12 protein-coding genes are annotated in these 14,637 nt (G+C 70.4%); 6 read left to right on the top strand and 6 right to left on the bottom strand.

What is annotated here, in order from left to right; translation table 11 throughout:
* Positions 1-114 precede the first annotated feature (114 nt).
* The gene (locus IE307_RS19790; protein WP_229904882.1) at positions 115-2,985 is read right to left on the bottom strand and encodes an AfsR/SARP family transcriptional regulator; all 2,871 of its coding nucleotides are present in this window, start codon (positions 2,983-2,985) and stop codon (positions 115-117) included.
* 171 nt (positions 2,986-3,156) lie between these two features.
* Between IE307_RS19790 and IE307_RS19785 the strand changes: the two genes are divergently transcribed.
* Positions 3,157-4,956: an ABC transporter ATP-binding protein gene (locus tag IE307_RS19785; protein WP_191299542.1), complete on the top strand. Its 1,800-nt coding sequence runs from the start codon at positions 3,157-3,159 to the stop codon at positions 4,954-4,956.
* 67 nt (positions 4,957-5,023) lie between these two features.
* On the opposite strand, the gene IE307_RS19780 is transcribed toward IE307_RS19785, so the two are convergent.
* On the bottom strand, positions 5,024-5,287 hold the full coding sequence (locus IE307_RS19780) for a GlsB/YeaQ/YmgE family stress response membrane protein (protein ID WP_191299540.1): 264 nt from the start codon (positions 5,285-5,287) through the stop codon (positions 5,024-5,026).
* A gap of 292 nt (positions 5,288-5,579) precedes the next feature.
* On the opposite strand from IE307_RS19780, the gene IE307_RS19775 reads away from it, so the two are divergent.
* From IE307_RS19775 to IE307_RS19765, 3 genes are all read left to right on the top strand, one after another.
* Positions 5,580-6,713, top strand: coding sequence for an acyltransferase family protein (locus IE307_RS19775; protein WP_191299538.1), 1,134 nt, complete (start codon positions 5,580-5,582; stop codon positions 6,711-6,713).
* Positions 6,714-6,781: 68 nt separating this feature from the next.
* Positions 6,782-8,062 (top strand): sensor histidine kinase, encoded by a 1,281-nt coding sequence (locus IE307_RS19770; RefSeq protein ID WP_191299536.1) that lies wholly within the window; start codon positions 6,782-6,784, stop codon positions 8,060-8,062.
* A complete protein-coding gene (locus IE307_RS19765) occupies positions 8,059-8,688 on the top strand; it encodes a response regulator (RefSeq protein ID WP_191299534.1) in 630 nt (209 codons plus the stop codon). Before IE307_RS19770 ends, IE307_RS19765 begins: the two co-directional genes overlap by 4 nt.
* Positions 8,689-8,732: 44 nt before the next feature.
* Here IE307_RS19765 and IE307_RS19760 read toward each other — a convergent pair whose 3' ends face one another.
* From IE307_RS19760 to IE307_RS19740, 4 genes are all read right to left on the bottom strand, one after another.
* On the bottom strand, positions 8,733-9,962 hold the full coding sequence (locus tag IE307_RS19760; RefSeq protein WP_191299532.1) for a hypothetical protein: 1,230 nt from the start codon (positions 9,960-9,962) through the stop codon (positions 8,733-8,735).
* Positions 9,963-10,063: 101 nt separating this feature from the next.
* Complete coding sequence (locus tag IE307_RS46850) at positions 10,064-11,416, bottom strand: nitroreductase/quinone reductase family protein (protein WP_229904881.1); 1,353 nt, start codon at positions 11,414-11,416, stop codon at positions 10,064-10,066.
* A gap of 14 nt (positions 11,417-11,430) precedes the next feature.
* On the bottom strand, positions 11,431-12,432 hold the full coding sequence (locus IE307_RS19745) for an alcohol dehydrogenase catalytic domain-containing protein (RefSeq protein ID WP_191299530.1): 1,002 nt from the start codon (positions 12,430-12,432) through the stop codon (positions 11,431-11,433).
* Between the two features lie 2 nt (positions 12,433-12,434).
* On the bottom strand, positions 12,435-13,064 hold the full coding sequence (locus IE307_RS19740) for an NADPH-dependent F420 reductase (RefSeq protein ID WP_229904880.1): 630 nt from the start codon (positions 13,062-13,064) through the stop codon (positions 12,435-12,437).
* Positions 13,065-13,208: 144 nt separating this feature from the next.
* Between IE307_RS19740 and IE307_RS19735 the strand changes: the two genes are divergently transcribed.
* Together IE307_RS19735 and IE307_RS19730 are read left to right on the top strand one after the other, a co-directional pair.
* Positions 13,209-13,820 (top strand): TetR/AcrR family transcriptional regulator, encoded by a 612-nt coding sequence (locus tag IE307_RS19735; protein WP_229904879.1) that lies wholly within the window; start codon positions 13,209-13,211, stop codon positions 13,818-13,820.
* Between the two features lie 214 nt (positions 13,821-14,034).
* Positions 14,035-14,595 (top strand): snapalysin family zinc-dependent metalloprotease, encoded by a 561-nt coding sequence (locus tag IE307_RS19730; protein WP_191299529.1) that lies wholly within the window; start codon positions 14,035-14,037, stop codon positions 14,593-14,595.
* The last annotated feature ends 42 nt before the right edge of the window (positions 14,596-14,637 follow it).

The raw sequence follows: 14,637 nt of genomic DNA, 5'->3' as shown, positions 1-14,637 counted from the left end.
GGTGATCACTGGCTGGAAGCCCCGACTCAAACGGGTGGAACTGGACGAGAACTGAACTTCGACTGGACTTGCCCGCACGGCAGGCCCAGCGTCCGAAGTGGACTGTCGAACCGCTCAGCCCCGCCGACCAGTGGACGCGTCTTCGCCGCACGACGCGATACCGGCTTTGGCACGTGACTGCTCGTCCTGGTCACCGGTCTCGGTCGCGATGGCCAACGCCTCCCGGTGCGCTGCGGGCGCACCCGGCCGTCCGGCCGCGCGCAGGGCTTCGGCCAGACCGTTCAGCGAGCTCGCCTCGCCGTACCGGTGCCCGGTCGCGCGGAAGATCTCCAGCGCCTCCTCGTGCAGCGCGATCGCCTCTTCGGCGCGGCCCAGGTGGACGTGGACCTGGCCCAGGATCGACAGCGCGGTGGCCTCGCCGTAGCGGTGGCCGAGGTCGCGGAAGTGGGCGAGTGCCCGGTGCAGGTGCGTCGCGGCGGTGGTGTGGCGGCCGAGGTGCGTGTACGTGTCGGCCAGGTTCGTCAGCGCGGCCGCTTCGCCCGCCCGATCGCCTAGTTCGCGGAACAGGTCCCTGCCCGCGTTCAGGGTTTCGGCGGCGCCCGCGTGGTCGTCCGTCTGGCTCTGCACGGTGCCGAGGTTGGTCAGCACCGAGGCCGTGCCGTGCCGGTCGCCGAGTTCCCGGTACCGGGCGAGCGCCTGCTGGAGGTAGCCGATGGAGGCGTCGACGTCGCCGAGGCGGTCCTCGACGATGCCGAGGTGGGACAACGCGCGGGCCTCGCCAGCACGGTCGGAGTGGTCGCGGTGCAGGCGCAACGACTGGCGCAGGCGGGCGGCCGCGGGGCTGTAGCGGCCGAGCAGGCGGTGCGCGGCGCCGAGGTTCGTCAAAGCCCTTGCCTCGCCCTCCCGGTCGCCAACGAGCCGTGCGGCGCGCAAACCGTTGGTGTGCATGACGAGCGCCTCGGAATGGTGCCCGGCTTCGAAGTACCGGTACAGCATCTCGGCCAGGCGCATCGCCTGCCGGGGGCGGTCGTGGCCGGTGGCGAACGCGCAGAGGTCGGTCAGGTTGGACCGTTCGGCGTCGAGCCACGCGCGCATCAGGGACGGGTCGGCGGTCGGCGCCGCCACGCGGCCCGTGGGGTAGACGCCGTCCATCGCCGCGGCCGCGGTGCTCAGGTAGTGGTCCAGCAGTCGGTCGAACGCGGCGGTCCGCTCGGGATCGTCCCGCACCAGGTCGACGGCGTAGGCGCGCAGCAGGTCGTGCACGCCGTGACGCCCGGCCGGACCGCGGTCGACCAGGTGCGCCCGGACGAGCACGTCCACCAGCCGGCCCGCGGCGTCCGGGTCGAGATCGGTGAGCGCGGCGGCGCAGGCCACGTCGAAATCGCTGCCGGGATGCACGCCCAGCAACCGGAACAACCGCGCGGCCCCGGCCGGGAGGTGCTTGTAGGACCAGGAGAGCACTTCCCGCACCGCCGCCCGGACGTCACCGCCGCCGTCGAGCAACCGCAGCCGCCGCTGCCGGTCGCGGAGCTCTCCGACCAGCTCGGCCAGCGCGGTCTCCGGCCGGCTGACGACGAGCTCCGCGGCCACCCGCAACGGCAGTGGCAGGAACGCGCACTGCCCGGCCAGTTCGGCCAACGCCGCAGACTCGGCCCGCTCGCCGATCAGCCTGCGCAGCAACACGATCGCGTCCCCCCGCCGCAACGGCCGCAGGTCGAGCCGCCGCGCGCCGTGCACCGCGACCAGGCTCGCCAGGCTGTCCCGGCTCGTCACCACGACCACGCACGACGGCGCACCGGGCAGCAGCAACCGCACCTGCTCGACCCCCGCCGCGTTGTCCAGCACGATCAACAGCCGCCGGTCGGCCACCTCGGTCCGGTACCGGGCCGCACGCGCGTCCACGTCGACCGGGATCGCGGACCCGGCGACCCCCAGCGCCTCCAGGAACCCGCCCAGCACCTCCGCGGCGGCGAGCGGCTTCCCGGCCTCGTACCCGCGCAGGTTCACGTACAACTGGCCGTCCGGGAAACCGGCGCGCATCCGGTGTCCCCAGTGGACGGCCAGGGCCGTCTTGCCGACCCCGGCCGTCCCGCAGACCGCGATCACCGCCGTCGCCAGCGGGTCTCGTTCGGCGAGCAGCCGGTCGAGAACGTCCAGTTCGTCCGTGCGGCCGAGGAAACCGGATGCGTTGGCGGGCAACTGCGCCGGCACCGGACCGGAGCGAGGGGAGGTGACTGGCGCTGGTTCGTCGAGCAACTCCGCATGAGCACCAACGAGTTCGGCTCCAGGGCCGATCGCGAGTTCGTCCCGCAGCACCCGCCGAGTGTTGTCGTACACGGCGAACGCGTCCGCCCGTCTGCCGGAGGCGGCGTACGCACGTACCAGAAGCGCTTGCGCCGCCTCGTCCAACGGATGATCGCCCGCGTGCTCCTCCAGCAGTGGCAGGAGGTCCGCCGTCCGGCCCAGCCCGATCATCGTCTCGGCGTGGGCGAGCAACGCGGTGCGCCGTTCGCCCAGCAGCGCAACGACTTTCGCGTGCCCGGCCAATCCGGGGTGGTCGGCGAACGGCCGCCCCTGCCACAACCCGAGCGCGGTGCCGAGCAGACCGGCGACCTCCTCCGCGACGCTGGTCCTCCCGGCCGCGGACACGAGAGCGCGGAACCGGTCCACGTCGACCTCGTCGTCCGGGACGCGCAACGCGTACCCGCCACCGACGAACGGAATGCTGGTGCTGCGCGCATATCTGTGCCGCCCAGGATCGAACAACCGGCGCAGGTGCTTGACGTGCGTCTGGATCACGTTGGTGGCACTGGGCGGCGGGTTCTCACCCCAGAGCGCGTCAACGAGGTCCGCCCGCGGCACCACCCGTCCGCCGGCCAGGGCGAGCAGGCCGAGCACCGCGCGTCTCCCCGCCGGACCGAGCTCGATCTCCCGGCCGTCGTGCCAGGCCCGCACCGGGCCGAGAACCTGGACGCGCAACGACACCCCCGAATGCCGATGCCATGCTGGCACAAGCCGTTCGGCCGCGGCAACGACCTCGCGGAGATCGCGATCGTGTCATCGCCACACACTCCGCCGACCACGTCCGCACGGCGATATTCGATCGCTGCGACCCGGCCTCCTGGGGCAGCATGAGATGTCAGAAGGGGGTGGCGGATGGTCGTACCAGAACCGGAAAGGCCTGTCCGCAGGGGCGCGGTGCCGCTCGCCCTGCGGCTGTACGGAAGAGAACTGCGGCGCCACGGGTTCATCTCGGCGGGCGCCCTCGTGCTGCCCGCGCTGGGCGTCACGTGTCAGCTCTACCTGGCGCCGCTGGCGGTCGGCGGACTCGTGGGAAAGCTCGCGTCCGGTGGTGGCACAGGACTCGGCGCCGTCCTGCCGTACGTGCTGGCCTTCGGCGGCTTCATGCTGCTCTCGGAACTGTTGTGGCGCATCGGACTGCACTGCCTCAACCGCGTGGACGGCCGCGGGATCGAGAGCCTGTCCGCCCTGGCGATGGACGAGCTGCTGGGCAAGGACGCGGCGTTCTTCCACGACAACTTCGCCGGTTCGCTCACCAAACGGGTGCTGAGCTTCGCGTTCCGCTTCGAGGACTTCGTCGACGCGCTGGCGTTCAAGATCTTCGCCAACGTCATCCCGCTGGGTTTCGCCTGCGTCGTGCTGTGGACCTACAACCCGGTGCTCGTAGCGGTGCTGGTCGGCCTGATCCTCGTCACGGGATGCGTGGTCGCGCCCCTGATCCGCCACCGCCAACGGCTGGTCGACGAGCGCGAGGCCGCCATCGCCCAGGTGTCCGGCCACGTCTCGGACACGCTCACGAACATGGAGACGGTGCGGGCGTTCGCCGCCGAGCCGCGGGAGGGCGCGGAGCACCGCACCCGCGCCGCCAGGCAGCGAACGCTGGCACTGCGGTCGTGGGACTACAACAACCTGCGCATCGACACCGTGATCGCACCGCTGTCCGTGCTCACCAACGTGCTCGGGCTCGTGGTCGCGATCGGTGTCAGCGACGGGCTCGGCATCGAGGCGATCGTGGTGACGTTCGCGTACTTCGGCAACGCGACGCGGATCATGTTCGAGTTCAACCAGATCTACCGGCAGGTGGAGAGCGCGCTGACCGAGGCGGCCCAGTTCACCGAACTGCTGCTCGACCCGCCGACCGTGCTCGACGTCGAGGACCCGGAACCGTTGCGCGTGAAGAACTCCCGCGTCCAGTTCGAGAACGTCGTGTTCACGCACGGCGGCGGCGAGCCGCTGTTCAACGGACTGGACCTGGACATCCCGGCGGGCACGCGGATAGGGCTCGTCGGCCGTTCCGGTGGCGGCAAGACCACGCTCACCCGCCTGCTCCTGCGGCTGATGGACGTCGACAGGGGCCGCATCCTCGTCGGCGGCCAGGACATCGCCCGCCTGAGCCAGGCCGACCTGCGCGGCCTGATCGGCTACGTCCCGCAGGACCCGGCCATGTTCCACCGGACGCTGCGCGAGAACATCGCTTTCGCACGGCCGGGCGCGACCGATGCCGAGATTCTTCGTGCCGCGCGTGCCGCGCACGTGACGGAGTTCGTGGACGCGCTGCCCGACGGGTTCGACACGATGGTCGGCGAACGCGGCATCAAACTCTCCGGCGGACAGCGGCAGCGGGTGGCGCTGGCCCGCGCCATCCTGCGCGACGCGCCGATCCTGCTGCTGGACGAGGCGACCAGCGCCCTGGACTCGGAGAGCGAGGTGCTGGTCCAGGAGGCGCTGTGGCGGCTCATGGAGGGGCGCACCGCGATCGTCGTGGCGCACAGGCTGAGCACCGTCGTGCGGATGGACCGGCTGATCGTGCTGGACCGGGGCCGGATCGTCGAGCAGGGCACCCACGCCGAACTGCTCGACTTCGACGGGACGTACGCGAAGCTGTGGCGCCACCAGTCCGGCGGCTTCCTCGACGAGGCGGTCAGCACTCGTTGAACCGCAAGGACGAGCAACGGCCCTGGTCACCACGAAGGTGACCAGGGCCGTTGAGGTTCAGTCGGTGTTACCGCACGCTCGAGCGGTTGCGGCCGGCGACGGCCTCCGCGACACCGATGAGCAGCACGGAAGCGATCACGGCGATGATGAAGCCCAGCACGTTGAGCTCGAAGATGTCTCCGGTGCCGAGCAGGTTGGCGATCGTGCCGCCGATGACGGAGCCGACCAGCCCCAGCAGCAGCGTCGCCACGATGCCGAGGTTCTGCTTGCCGGGCTTGATCAGTCGGGCGAGCGCGCCGATGATCAGTCCGGCGACGATGAACCCGATCACGTCAGCCTCCTGGTAGTCGATTGTCCTGCTCCACCGGGCTACCCGATCAGACCGTCGACCAATCGCCCGCGGACCGGATGTCAGCGTGATCACGTCGCCGCTGCGCCGTCCATCCTCCGATCGGAGGATGGAGGGGTCTACCGCGTCCGCCGTCATCCCCGCCCGCGTGGTCGATCCGGCGCGTCGCCGCGGGCGGCAGGCTTTCGAACATGGTCATCATCGAGGTGCACGGCCTCGTCACAGTCGCTCCAGCGCTTCCGTTCGCCCAGGCCGAGTTGACGGGTGCCGCCCTGTGAGGCCGCAGACCGAGGTCGTCGGCACTGCGCGCCCGGCGCGCATGTTCTACATCGACAACCTCCGCGTCTTCCTGACCTTCCTGGTGGTCGTGCACCACTCCGCGGCCGCCTTCAGCAACCTCGACGTCTGGCCGAAGTGGCAGGAGACAACTTCGTCGTCCGCGGCGGTGCCGCTGGACCTGTTGCTCGTGGTCAACCAGACGTTCTTCATGGGGTTCTTCTTCCTGCTGTCCGGGTTCTTCGCACCCGGTGCGGTCGATCGGCGGGGGCCGCGCGAGTTCGTGGTCGAGCGCCTGAAGCGGCTCGGGATCCCCCTGCTCGCGTTCGTCGTGCTACTACGCCCGCTCTTCCTGCTGCCGGACCACCTCACCCTCCCGGCCGGGGCCCGGCCGTCCTTCTCCGCCTTCTACTTCACCGAGTGGGAGGTCGGGCCCACCTGGTTCCTCGAAGTGCTGCTGATCTTCTCGCTCGCGTACGCGCTGGTGCGGCACCTGCGTCCGGCCGCGGAGCCGATGCGGGCACAACCGTTGCGGCGGCGGGACCTCCTCGCCTTCGTGCTCGTCCTCAGCGCGGTCACCTACGCCTGGCGGATCTTCGTCCCCCACGGCACCAACGAGCCGGTGCTCGGACTGCCCAGCCCGGCCTACATGCCGCAGTACGCGCTGCTCTTCGCCGCCGGGATCGCCGCGTACCGCCGCCGCTGGTTCGCGACGCTGCCGCGGAGGTCGGGCTGGTTCGGCGCGCTGCTGGTGGTGGTGTCGTTCGTGCCGCTGGGACTGGGCGGCTACCGGGGCTTCGGGGCGTCCGGTGCCCTGCCCGGTCACGACCTCGCCCACCTGGCTCTGGCCCTCGCGGAGGCGCTGTTCGCGGTCGGCGTGATCCTGGTCCTGCTCCGCGTGTTCGAACGCTTCTTCGCCGGCACGTCGCGGTTCCGGCGCTACCTGTCCGACAACGCCTTCGCCGTGTACCTCGTGCACGCGCCGGTCATCGTCGGAGCTGAGGCGGTGCTGCTGCGACTCGACGCGGGACCCCTGACCAAGTTCCTGCTGACGGTGGTGCTCGCCGCGGCGGGGAGCTGGGCGATCTCGGGTGCTCTGCGCCGTGTGCCCGCTGTGCGGGCCGTGGTGTAGCACCATTTCGGATTGCGGCTGCCCGGCGCTACGGTGCATCCCGCTGGTACTTCCGCTGGAGTGGGGTCGTGGGTGTAGAGGCCGAGTTGCGCGAGGAGTTCGACCGCTGGGAGCGCAAGGAGACCGCGGTCCTCACCGTGCTCCCGTACCCGCTGCTGGCGGTCAGCGTCGTGCTCACGCTCCTGCAGCCGCTCTGGAACGCGCAGGTGTACCTCCCGGGGGTGCTCGGGCTCACCACCCTGCTGACAGCGTGGGTGATGTGGTTCCACACGCTCCACCCGGAGCAGCACCACAGGACCCGGCGGATGGGCCTGTACTACACGGGGCTCGTGGCGCTGACCGCCTGCCTCGTCGTGCTCACGCCCTGGTTCGGCTTCTTCGCGTTCATCGGCTACGTGCACGCCTTCCAGTACCTGAGGGGCCGGTGGCGCTATGTCGGCGTGATCGCCACGGCCGTGGTCTCGGCGGTCTCCTACGTCGGCGGGTCGGCCAACATCACGGCCGAGGAGTGGTGGAAGTGGCCCGCGGTCAGCGTGCTCACCGCGGTGATGGCGACGGTGGCCTTCTACGCCGACGTGATGTCCGACCGGCGCAACCACCGGCAGAAGCGGGCCCTGGTCGAGTTGAACAAGGCCAACGCCGAGCTGGAGACCGCCCTGGCGGAGAACGCGAGCCTGCACGCCCAGCTGCTGGTGCAGGCCCGCGAGGCCGGTGTGCTCGACGAGCGGCAGCGGATGGCACGGGAGATCCACGACACGCTCGCCCAGGGGCTGGCCGGCATCCTCACCCAGCTCCAGGCCGCCGAGCAGGCGCCGGACGAACCGGCGGTGTCGAGCCGGCACGTCGCGAACGCGATGGACCTGGCCCGTGAGAGCCTCACCGAGGCCCGCCGGACGGTGCTCGCCGTGGGACCGTCCGCACTGGCGGAGGCCCGCCTCCCGGACGCGATCCGCGACGTGGCCCGGCGCTGGTCGGAGGTGAACCGCGTCGAGGCCGTGCTGACCACGACCGGTGACGCCCGTCCGATGCACACCGACGTCGAGGTGGCGCTGCTGCGGACCGCGCAGGAGGCCCTCGCCAACGTCGCCAAGCACGCACGCGCCGGTCGGGTCTCGCTGACCCTGTCGTACATGGAGGACCTGGTGACGCTCGACGTGCTGGACGACGGAGTGGGCTTCCTGCCCGGCGCCAAGCGCGCCGGCGGTGCCGCGGGCGGGGGCTTCGGGCTCGCCGGCATGCGGCAGCGCGTCCAGCTCCTCGCGGGGCGGCTGGACGTCGAGTCCGAACCGGGCGGGGGCACCGCGATCACGGTGACGGTGCCGGCGATTCCCGCCGGGAGCGGAAGTTGATCTCACTGCTGATCGTCGACGACCACCCCGTGGTGCGGGACGGCCTGCGCGGCATGTTCGGCGCCGACCCGCGCTTCGAGGTGGTCGGCGAGGCCGCTGACGGCGCGGAAGCGGTCTCGGCGGGGGAGCGCCTGCGCCCCGACGTGATCCTCATGGACCTCCGGATGCCCGGCACCGACGGGGTCACCGCCATCAGGGAGCTGGCGAAGCGCGGGGTGCCGTCACGGGTGCTCGTGCTCACCACGTACGACACGGACAGCCACGTGCTGACGGCCATCGAAGCCGGCGCCACCGGCTACCTGCTCAAGGAGGCGCCGAGGGAGGAGCTCGTCCGCGCGGTGGAGGCCGCGGCGCGCGGGCAGGCGGTGCTCTCCCCGGCCGTCGCGACCAGGCTCGTGGGACAGGTGCGCAAACCGGCCCCCGCACCGCTGTCGCAGCGTGAACTGGAGGTGCTGGAACTGATCGCCAGGGGCTCGACCAACCGCGAGGCGGCGAAGCGCCTGTTCATCAGCGAGACGACGGTCAAGACGCACCTGCTGCACGTGTACGCGAAGCTGGGCGTCAACGACCGGGCAGCCGCTGTGGCCGCCGCGTTCTCCCGCGGCTACCTGGCGCTGCCGGACTGACAACGCCGTCCTGGGAGGCCGGCCGGCCTCCCAGGACACGCCGTCTAGGCCGCGTGCCAGACGCCGGCGTCGGAGATCCAGGCGCCGGTGCGTTGCAGCGTGGTCCGGTCGACGACGCGATAGCTGGTGGTGTCCCTGTCCCACTGGGCGAACAACGGGAACAGGGCGGCCGCCGCGTGCTGCCGGTAGGTGATCACGATCTCGTTCACCAGGGCCTTGGCGTCGCTGCTGAGGATCGTGCTGTGCTCCAGCGCGTCGGTGCGGCGCTTGGCCAGCATGGTCTCGTCGAGGGGGACGATGGCGCCGCCGGGGAGCAGGACCCGTCCGTTGATGCCGTAGCGGGGGCGCAGCGGTGCCTTCGGGTCCTTGTTGTCGTCGACGAAGATCGCGCCCATGTCGCTGCTCTGCGCCAACCTCAGGCGGGTGAACTTGCTGCGGTACTCGCGCAGCTTGTCGGTGTCGGGCTGATCGAGGGAGGAGATGGCCGCGAAGACCTGGGCGTCGGTCTCGGTGGGTGCGGGCGTGAACACGACCACGGCCTCGTCGTAGGGCTTGAGCTGCTTGAAGATGGGGCGGGCGGAGCTCAGCAGGGTGCCGCTGAGGTCGTACAGGCCCAGCTCGTCCGTGCGGTTGGCGCTGGCCGGGCCGGAGAAGGAGTTGGCCGGGGTGGCGCGGGCGAGGATGCCGCCCGGACCGCGGTCGAGGTAGATCTCCCGCTCCTTCGCGGCGTCCTTGCGGTCGTACCGGTTCACGATGTTGAACCTGCCGCCCCTGCCCTTGGCGTTGACCTGGCGGGCGGTCATCCGGTTGGCGGTGAACACGGTGTCCCAGTTCTCCAGCGCCTCCCGCCGCTTGACCCCTTCCCACCACGCACCGATCTGCGCCGCACGTGCCGCCCAGGTCGTCCCGGCGCCGCCGAGGGAGTGCAGCCCCGCCTGCAGCAGCCGCTGCTCGGTCGCGGCCTGCGCCTGCCTGCGCTCCTCGGCGAGCTTGGCCTGCTCGAGCTGCCACTGCTTGTCGGTGCGCCGCTTGAAGTCGTTCTCGACCTTCTCGAAGTCGGCCTTGGGCAGCCGCGACGGGTCCGCCTGGCTCAACAGGGCCACGACCTTGCGGAAGTCCTCTTCCGGCAACTCATCGGTGTATTCGCGGTAGACGGGGTTGATCCGGTTCTCCACCGTGTCGAAGGCGACGCCCCCGGCTTCCAGCAACTTCAGCAGCGTGGGAGCGGCGTCCTCGCCCACAGCCAGGACCCACTTGCGCCGTTCGATCTTCATGAACCATCTCCCGCCCGTCGGACAACCACGGACAAGATCTGCTTTGCATGATCAACCGTTACGGCCGTCGCGAGAACCTGTCATGGTGCCCTGGAATCGGTTCAGGCCCCTGCGGGTTCGAGGAGGACGAGCGGCACCTCGCGGTCGTCGGCCGCCAGGGCGCGCATGTCCGCGAAGAACGGGTAGAGGCCGTCGGCGTAGGCGAGCCAGCTCTCCCGTTCCGCGCCCTCGGCCACCCTGGCCGTCATCAGCGCGCGGTCCGGGCCGTCCTGCAGTTGGACGACCGGGTGCGCGAGGAGGTTGTGGAACCAGTTCGGGTGGCGTGCCTGCCCGCCGGCGGAGGCGCCGATGGCGTAGACGCCGTCGCGTTCGATGCGCATCAGCGCGACTTTCCGCAGCTTGCCCGAGCGCGCGCCGCGCATGGTCACGACGACCACCGGGCCTCCCAGCATCGTCGCACCTTCGCGGCCGCCGGTGCGTTCGTAGAGTTCGACCTGTTCGCGGGTCGTCGGATCGGGGCTGGGAACGTACTCGCCTTCGAGCAGATCCTGTTCGGTGCCAGGACTTTCCGCCTGGCCGGGGACGAGCTGCGGGTAGTTCCGAGCGAGGAACTCCCGGTAACCCGTGGGCCGGTAGCCGATCAACCGTTCGAGGTCTCCGGTGTTCTCGCCGAACGCGCCGCCGGCGATCGCGGTGGCCCAGGAGGTCAAGAACTCCGCCACCTCGCGCGGAAGGCCTTGTGCGAGAAGGCTCTCGGTGTGCTCCTCGGCGGTGATCGGCAGGTAGGGCACCTCGGAGCCGTGGATCTCGGTCAGCGCGTTCGCGATGTCGCGGAACGAGGCGGGTTCGCTGCCGCCGAGGGTGTAGGTGGCGTTCTCGTGGCCGTCCTGGGTGAGCACGGCGACGTTGGCGGCGGCGAGGTCGTGCCGGGTCGCCGGTGCCACGGTGCCGTCGCCTTCGGGGACGCGCACGCCCTTGTCGTAGACGTCGGCGCCGAGGTGGCCGCCGAGGACCTCCATGAACACCGGGTGGCGGAGGATCGTGTAGGTCAGACCTGAGGATTTGAGCGCGTTCTCGGCGAAGACGTCGCCGTCGGTGACGCCGACCTGCCGGGCGCCGGAGTCCTCGCGGCGCTGGACGGCGGTGAAGATCACGTGCTGAACGCCTGCCCGTGTCGCTGCCGCGATCACGTTGGCGTGCTGGGTGTCTCGGTCGGTGAACGCCTCCGCGGACACGAGCAGCAGCCGGTCCACGCCGGCGAACGCCTCGACGAGTGATTCCTGGTCGAAGTAGTCGCCCTTGCGGATGTCCACGCCCCGTTCGGCAAGGTCCGCGGCGCGAGAGGGGTCGCGGGCGAGCCCGGCGAGACGGTTCGGCGGCACCTGGGCGAGCAGGGCTTGCAGAGTCAGGCGCCCGAGGTGGCCCGTGGCACCGGTGACGAGAAGCTTTCCCATGTGGAGCAGTCCTTTCAGCGGTTTCGGTGGGGGTCGAGGGAGATCACGGTCTTGCCGATCGTCAGGCCGCTCTCGGCGAGGGTGTGCGCGGTCCTCATGGTCTCCGCCGTCAGCCCGTCGAGCGTCGTGGTGACGATGGGGCGCAGACGGCCCGCGGTGACGTCCTGCGCTGTGCGGGCGAGGATCCGGCCCTGGCTGCTCACGTCCCCACCGGCGGTGATCTTGCTGAACACCGTTTCGGTGTGCAGCGACAGGGATCTGCCCGCGAGCGCGCCGAGGTCGACGGGACCGGGGGCGTCGATGAAGGCCACGTGGCCGAACGGCCGCAGCACCTCGGTGATCGATTCCAGGCGGCTCCCGGTCCCCGAGGTGGAGAACACCAGGTCGACCGTGCCGCGGAGCTGTCCCGGCAGGTCGCGGTGGTGGTGGACGACCAGATCGGCGCCCATCTCCGTGACCCAGCGCGCCGATTCCGGTCGCGACGCCGTGCCGATCACGAACGCGGACGTCGTCGCCTTCAGCAGCTGGGTCGCCATCGATCCGACGCCGCCTGCCGCACCGATGACGAGCACGCGCTCGACACCCGCCGGCAAGGAGTCCTGGTCGCGGAACAACGCCTCCCACGCCGTGAGCACGCCGATGGGCAGGGAAGCGGCGTCGGTGAACGACAGCTCGTCCGGGATCTTCGCGACGACCCGGTGGTCCACCGCGACGCGCTCCGCCCAGGCCCCGTCGCGGGTGATGTCACCGGTCCCCATGACGCGGTCACCGATCGCGAAACCGGTTGCCACGTCTCCGATGGCGACGACCACGCCGGCGAACTCCCAGCCGAGGACGACCCGGCCGCCCGGCGCGGCGCTGCGCGTCTGCCGGATCGCGGCTTCACCAGGGTTGATGCCGATGGCGGCGACCTCGACCAGGACGTCGCCGTCGCGCAGCCGGGGTTCGGCGATGTCGACCAGTTCGATGGCGAACGCGTCGAGTGGATGTGCCTTCTCGTAGGCGAGAGCCTTCATGATCAGTCCAGCTTCACGGCGTGCAGTGCCGAGAGCACGGCGCCCAGCTGCATCAGCCGGCCGCCTTCCCGCAGTGATCCCGCGTCGACCGGGGCGAACCCGATGTCGTCGAAGACCGCGCGGAAGTCGGCCTTGGCCGCGTCGTCGTCACCGGCGTGGAAGAGCAGCTGCCTGCCCTCCGCGTGCCGGGGATCGGCGGCGATGTACTGGGCGTAGAGGGTGTTGAACGCCTTGACCACCCGCGCGCCAGGTGCGCGCTGGGCGACGAACTCGCTGGAGGTCTCCACCCCGAGGTCCTCCACCGCGGGTGGCGCGAACCCGGAGTTGGTGGTGTCGACGAGGATCCGTCCGTCCCACGAGGACAGACCCGACAGCGCGTCGCCGACCTGAGGCCACGTCACGGCGAGGAACACCACGTCGGCCGCGGCGGCCTCCTCAACTGTGCCCGCTCGAGCGAGCGGACCCAGCCGGGCCACGACGTCGAGCAGCGTGTCCGGGCCACGGCTGTTGCTGAGTGTCACCTCGTGGCCGGCGGCGACCAGATGGGCGGCGATGGCCTGCGCGACCGTTCCCGCACCGATCGTCCCGAAGTTCACATCGGGCTCCTCCCTGTTATTGATGACGTACGACATCAATAAGAATGATGATGCCCGACATCGTTGCGCTGTCAAGGCTGCGCCTCTGTGGACACGTGTTTTGATGATGGGTAACATCGCAGGTAGGCGGATGTCGGTCCTGGTCACCAGGTGCCGCGCCCCGTCAGGGAGGTGGTCTGCGTGCCCCGCATCACACAGGAGCAGAAGCGGCTCAACCGCGAGAAGATCGTCGGCGCGGCCGGCGAGGGCTTCCGGCTGCGCGGCATCGACGGCATCGGCATCGAGGAACTGATGAAGTCCGCAGGCATGACCCACGGCGGCTTCTACAACCACTTCGCCTCGAAGGACGACCTCGCCCTCGCCGTTCTCCACGAGGGTTTCACCGACTCGCTGGCGGCCCTGGACGCCATCCGCACGTCGCACCCCCGCTCGGCGCGAGCGGCCCTGCACGACATGCTGGACGACTACCTCAGTCCGCAGCACCGCGACCACCCGGAGATCGGCTGCGCCTCAGCCGCACTCGTCTCCGACGTCGGCCGCCACGGCACCGAGGCCCAGGCCGAGTACAAACGCGGCCTCGACGGCTACTTCGGTGCCATCACCGAGATGCTGCTGGAACGGGCACGCCAGTCCGGCGTCGACCTCACACCCGCCGAAGCACGCGAACGCGCCATCGCGCTGTTCAGCCAGATGGTCGGGGCGATGATGGTCGCCCGCGCGGTCGCCGACGCGGACCCGGCGCTGTCCGATGAGGTCCTCACGGTCAATCGCAAGCGGCTCAAGAAGGTCTGACCACCGTCATCACGGGTGGCTGACGCACCGTGACGACCATTCGCCCTCTTTCCAGACTTTTCACCGCATTCGTCCGGATAGCGGGCAACGTCAACCGTCAAGAGCGCTGAACCGCGTCACGCTAATGGCGGGCGAGTGCGCACGACGACTTTCCTTACGTTGGTTGACGGAACCCGAGGTTCCATTCTTCGCACCCTGCAAGCGAGGAGAACCCATGCTCAAGAAATTCGTCCTGTCCGTCGCGCTCGCCGCGGCCACGACCGTCGTCGCACCCCTGACCGGCCAGGCGGCGGCCGCCGAGGGCCCGATCACCGCGGCGGCGGTCAACGTCTACTACGACACCAGCAGCGCACCCACGTTCGCGAGCGCGATCCGGCAAGGCGCGGCGAACTGGAACGCGCGGGTGTCCAACGTGAAGCTGGTGGAGAACCGCAGTGCGGCCACCCTGCGCTACCGCGAGGGCAACGACCCGCGCGGTTCGTACGCCTCCACCAACGGTCACGGCAGCGGCACGATCTTCATCGACTACACGCAGGCCCGGCAGTACTACGTCACCCGCATCACCGCGCACGAGACCGGGCACGCCCTCGGCCTGCCCGACCACTACAGCGGCCCGTGCTCGGAGCTGATGTCGGGCGGCGGTCCCGGCACGTCGTGCCGGGTCGCCACGCCGAACTCCGCCGAGGTGTCCCGGGTGAACTCCCTGTGGGCCAACGGGTTCGCCGGCACCTACGAGTGGAAGGTGATCTACGAGCAGATCCCCGTCCACTCCTGACCGCGCAGGACGGCGAGGCCCGGGTCCTCCGTGGACCCGGGC

Origin of the sequence: Lentzea cavernae, from assembly GCF_014653695.1 — a bacterium.
Taxonomy (GTDB): domain Bacteria; phylum Actinomycetota; class Actinomycetes; order Mycobacteriales; family Pseudonocardiaceae; genus Lentzea; species Lentzea cavernae.
The sequence above is the reverse complement of the archived record's forward strand: the minus strand, read 5'-3'. Positions and strand labels throughout refer to the sequence as shown.

Excerpts from the sequence above, each read along its gene's own strand:
- IE307_RS19785 (WP_191299542.1), top strand. The coding sequence starts at position 3,157 with ATGGTCGTACCAGAACCGGAAAGGCCTGTCCGCAGGGGCGCGGTGCCG.
- IE307_RS19760 (WP_191299532.1), bottom strand. The coding sequence starts at position 9,962 with ATGAAGATCGAACGGCGCAAGTGGGTCCTGGCTGTGGGCGAGGACGCC.
- IE307_RS46850 (WP_229904881.1), bottom strand. The coding sequence starts at position 11,416 with ATGGGAAAGCTTCTCGTCACCGGTGCCACGGGCCACCTCGGGCGCCTG.
- IE307_RS19745 (WP_191299530.1), bottom strand. The coding sequence starts at position 12,432 with ATGAAGGCTCTCGCCTACGAGAAGGCACATCCACTCGACGCGTTCGCC.
- IE307_RS19740 (WP_229904880.1), bottom strand. The coding sequence starts at position 13,064 with ATGTCGTACGTCATCAATAACAGGGAGGAGCCCGATGTGAACTTCGGG.
- IE307_RS19730 (WP_191299529.1), top strand. The coding sequence starts at position 14,035 with ATGCTCAAGAAATTCGTCCTGTCCGTCGCGCTCGCCGCGGCCACGACC.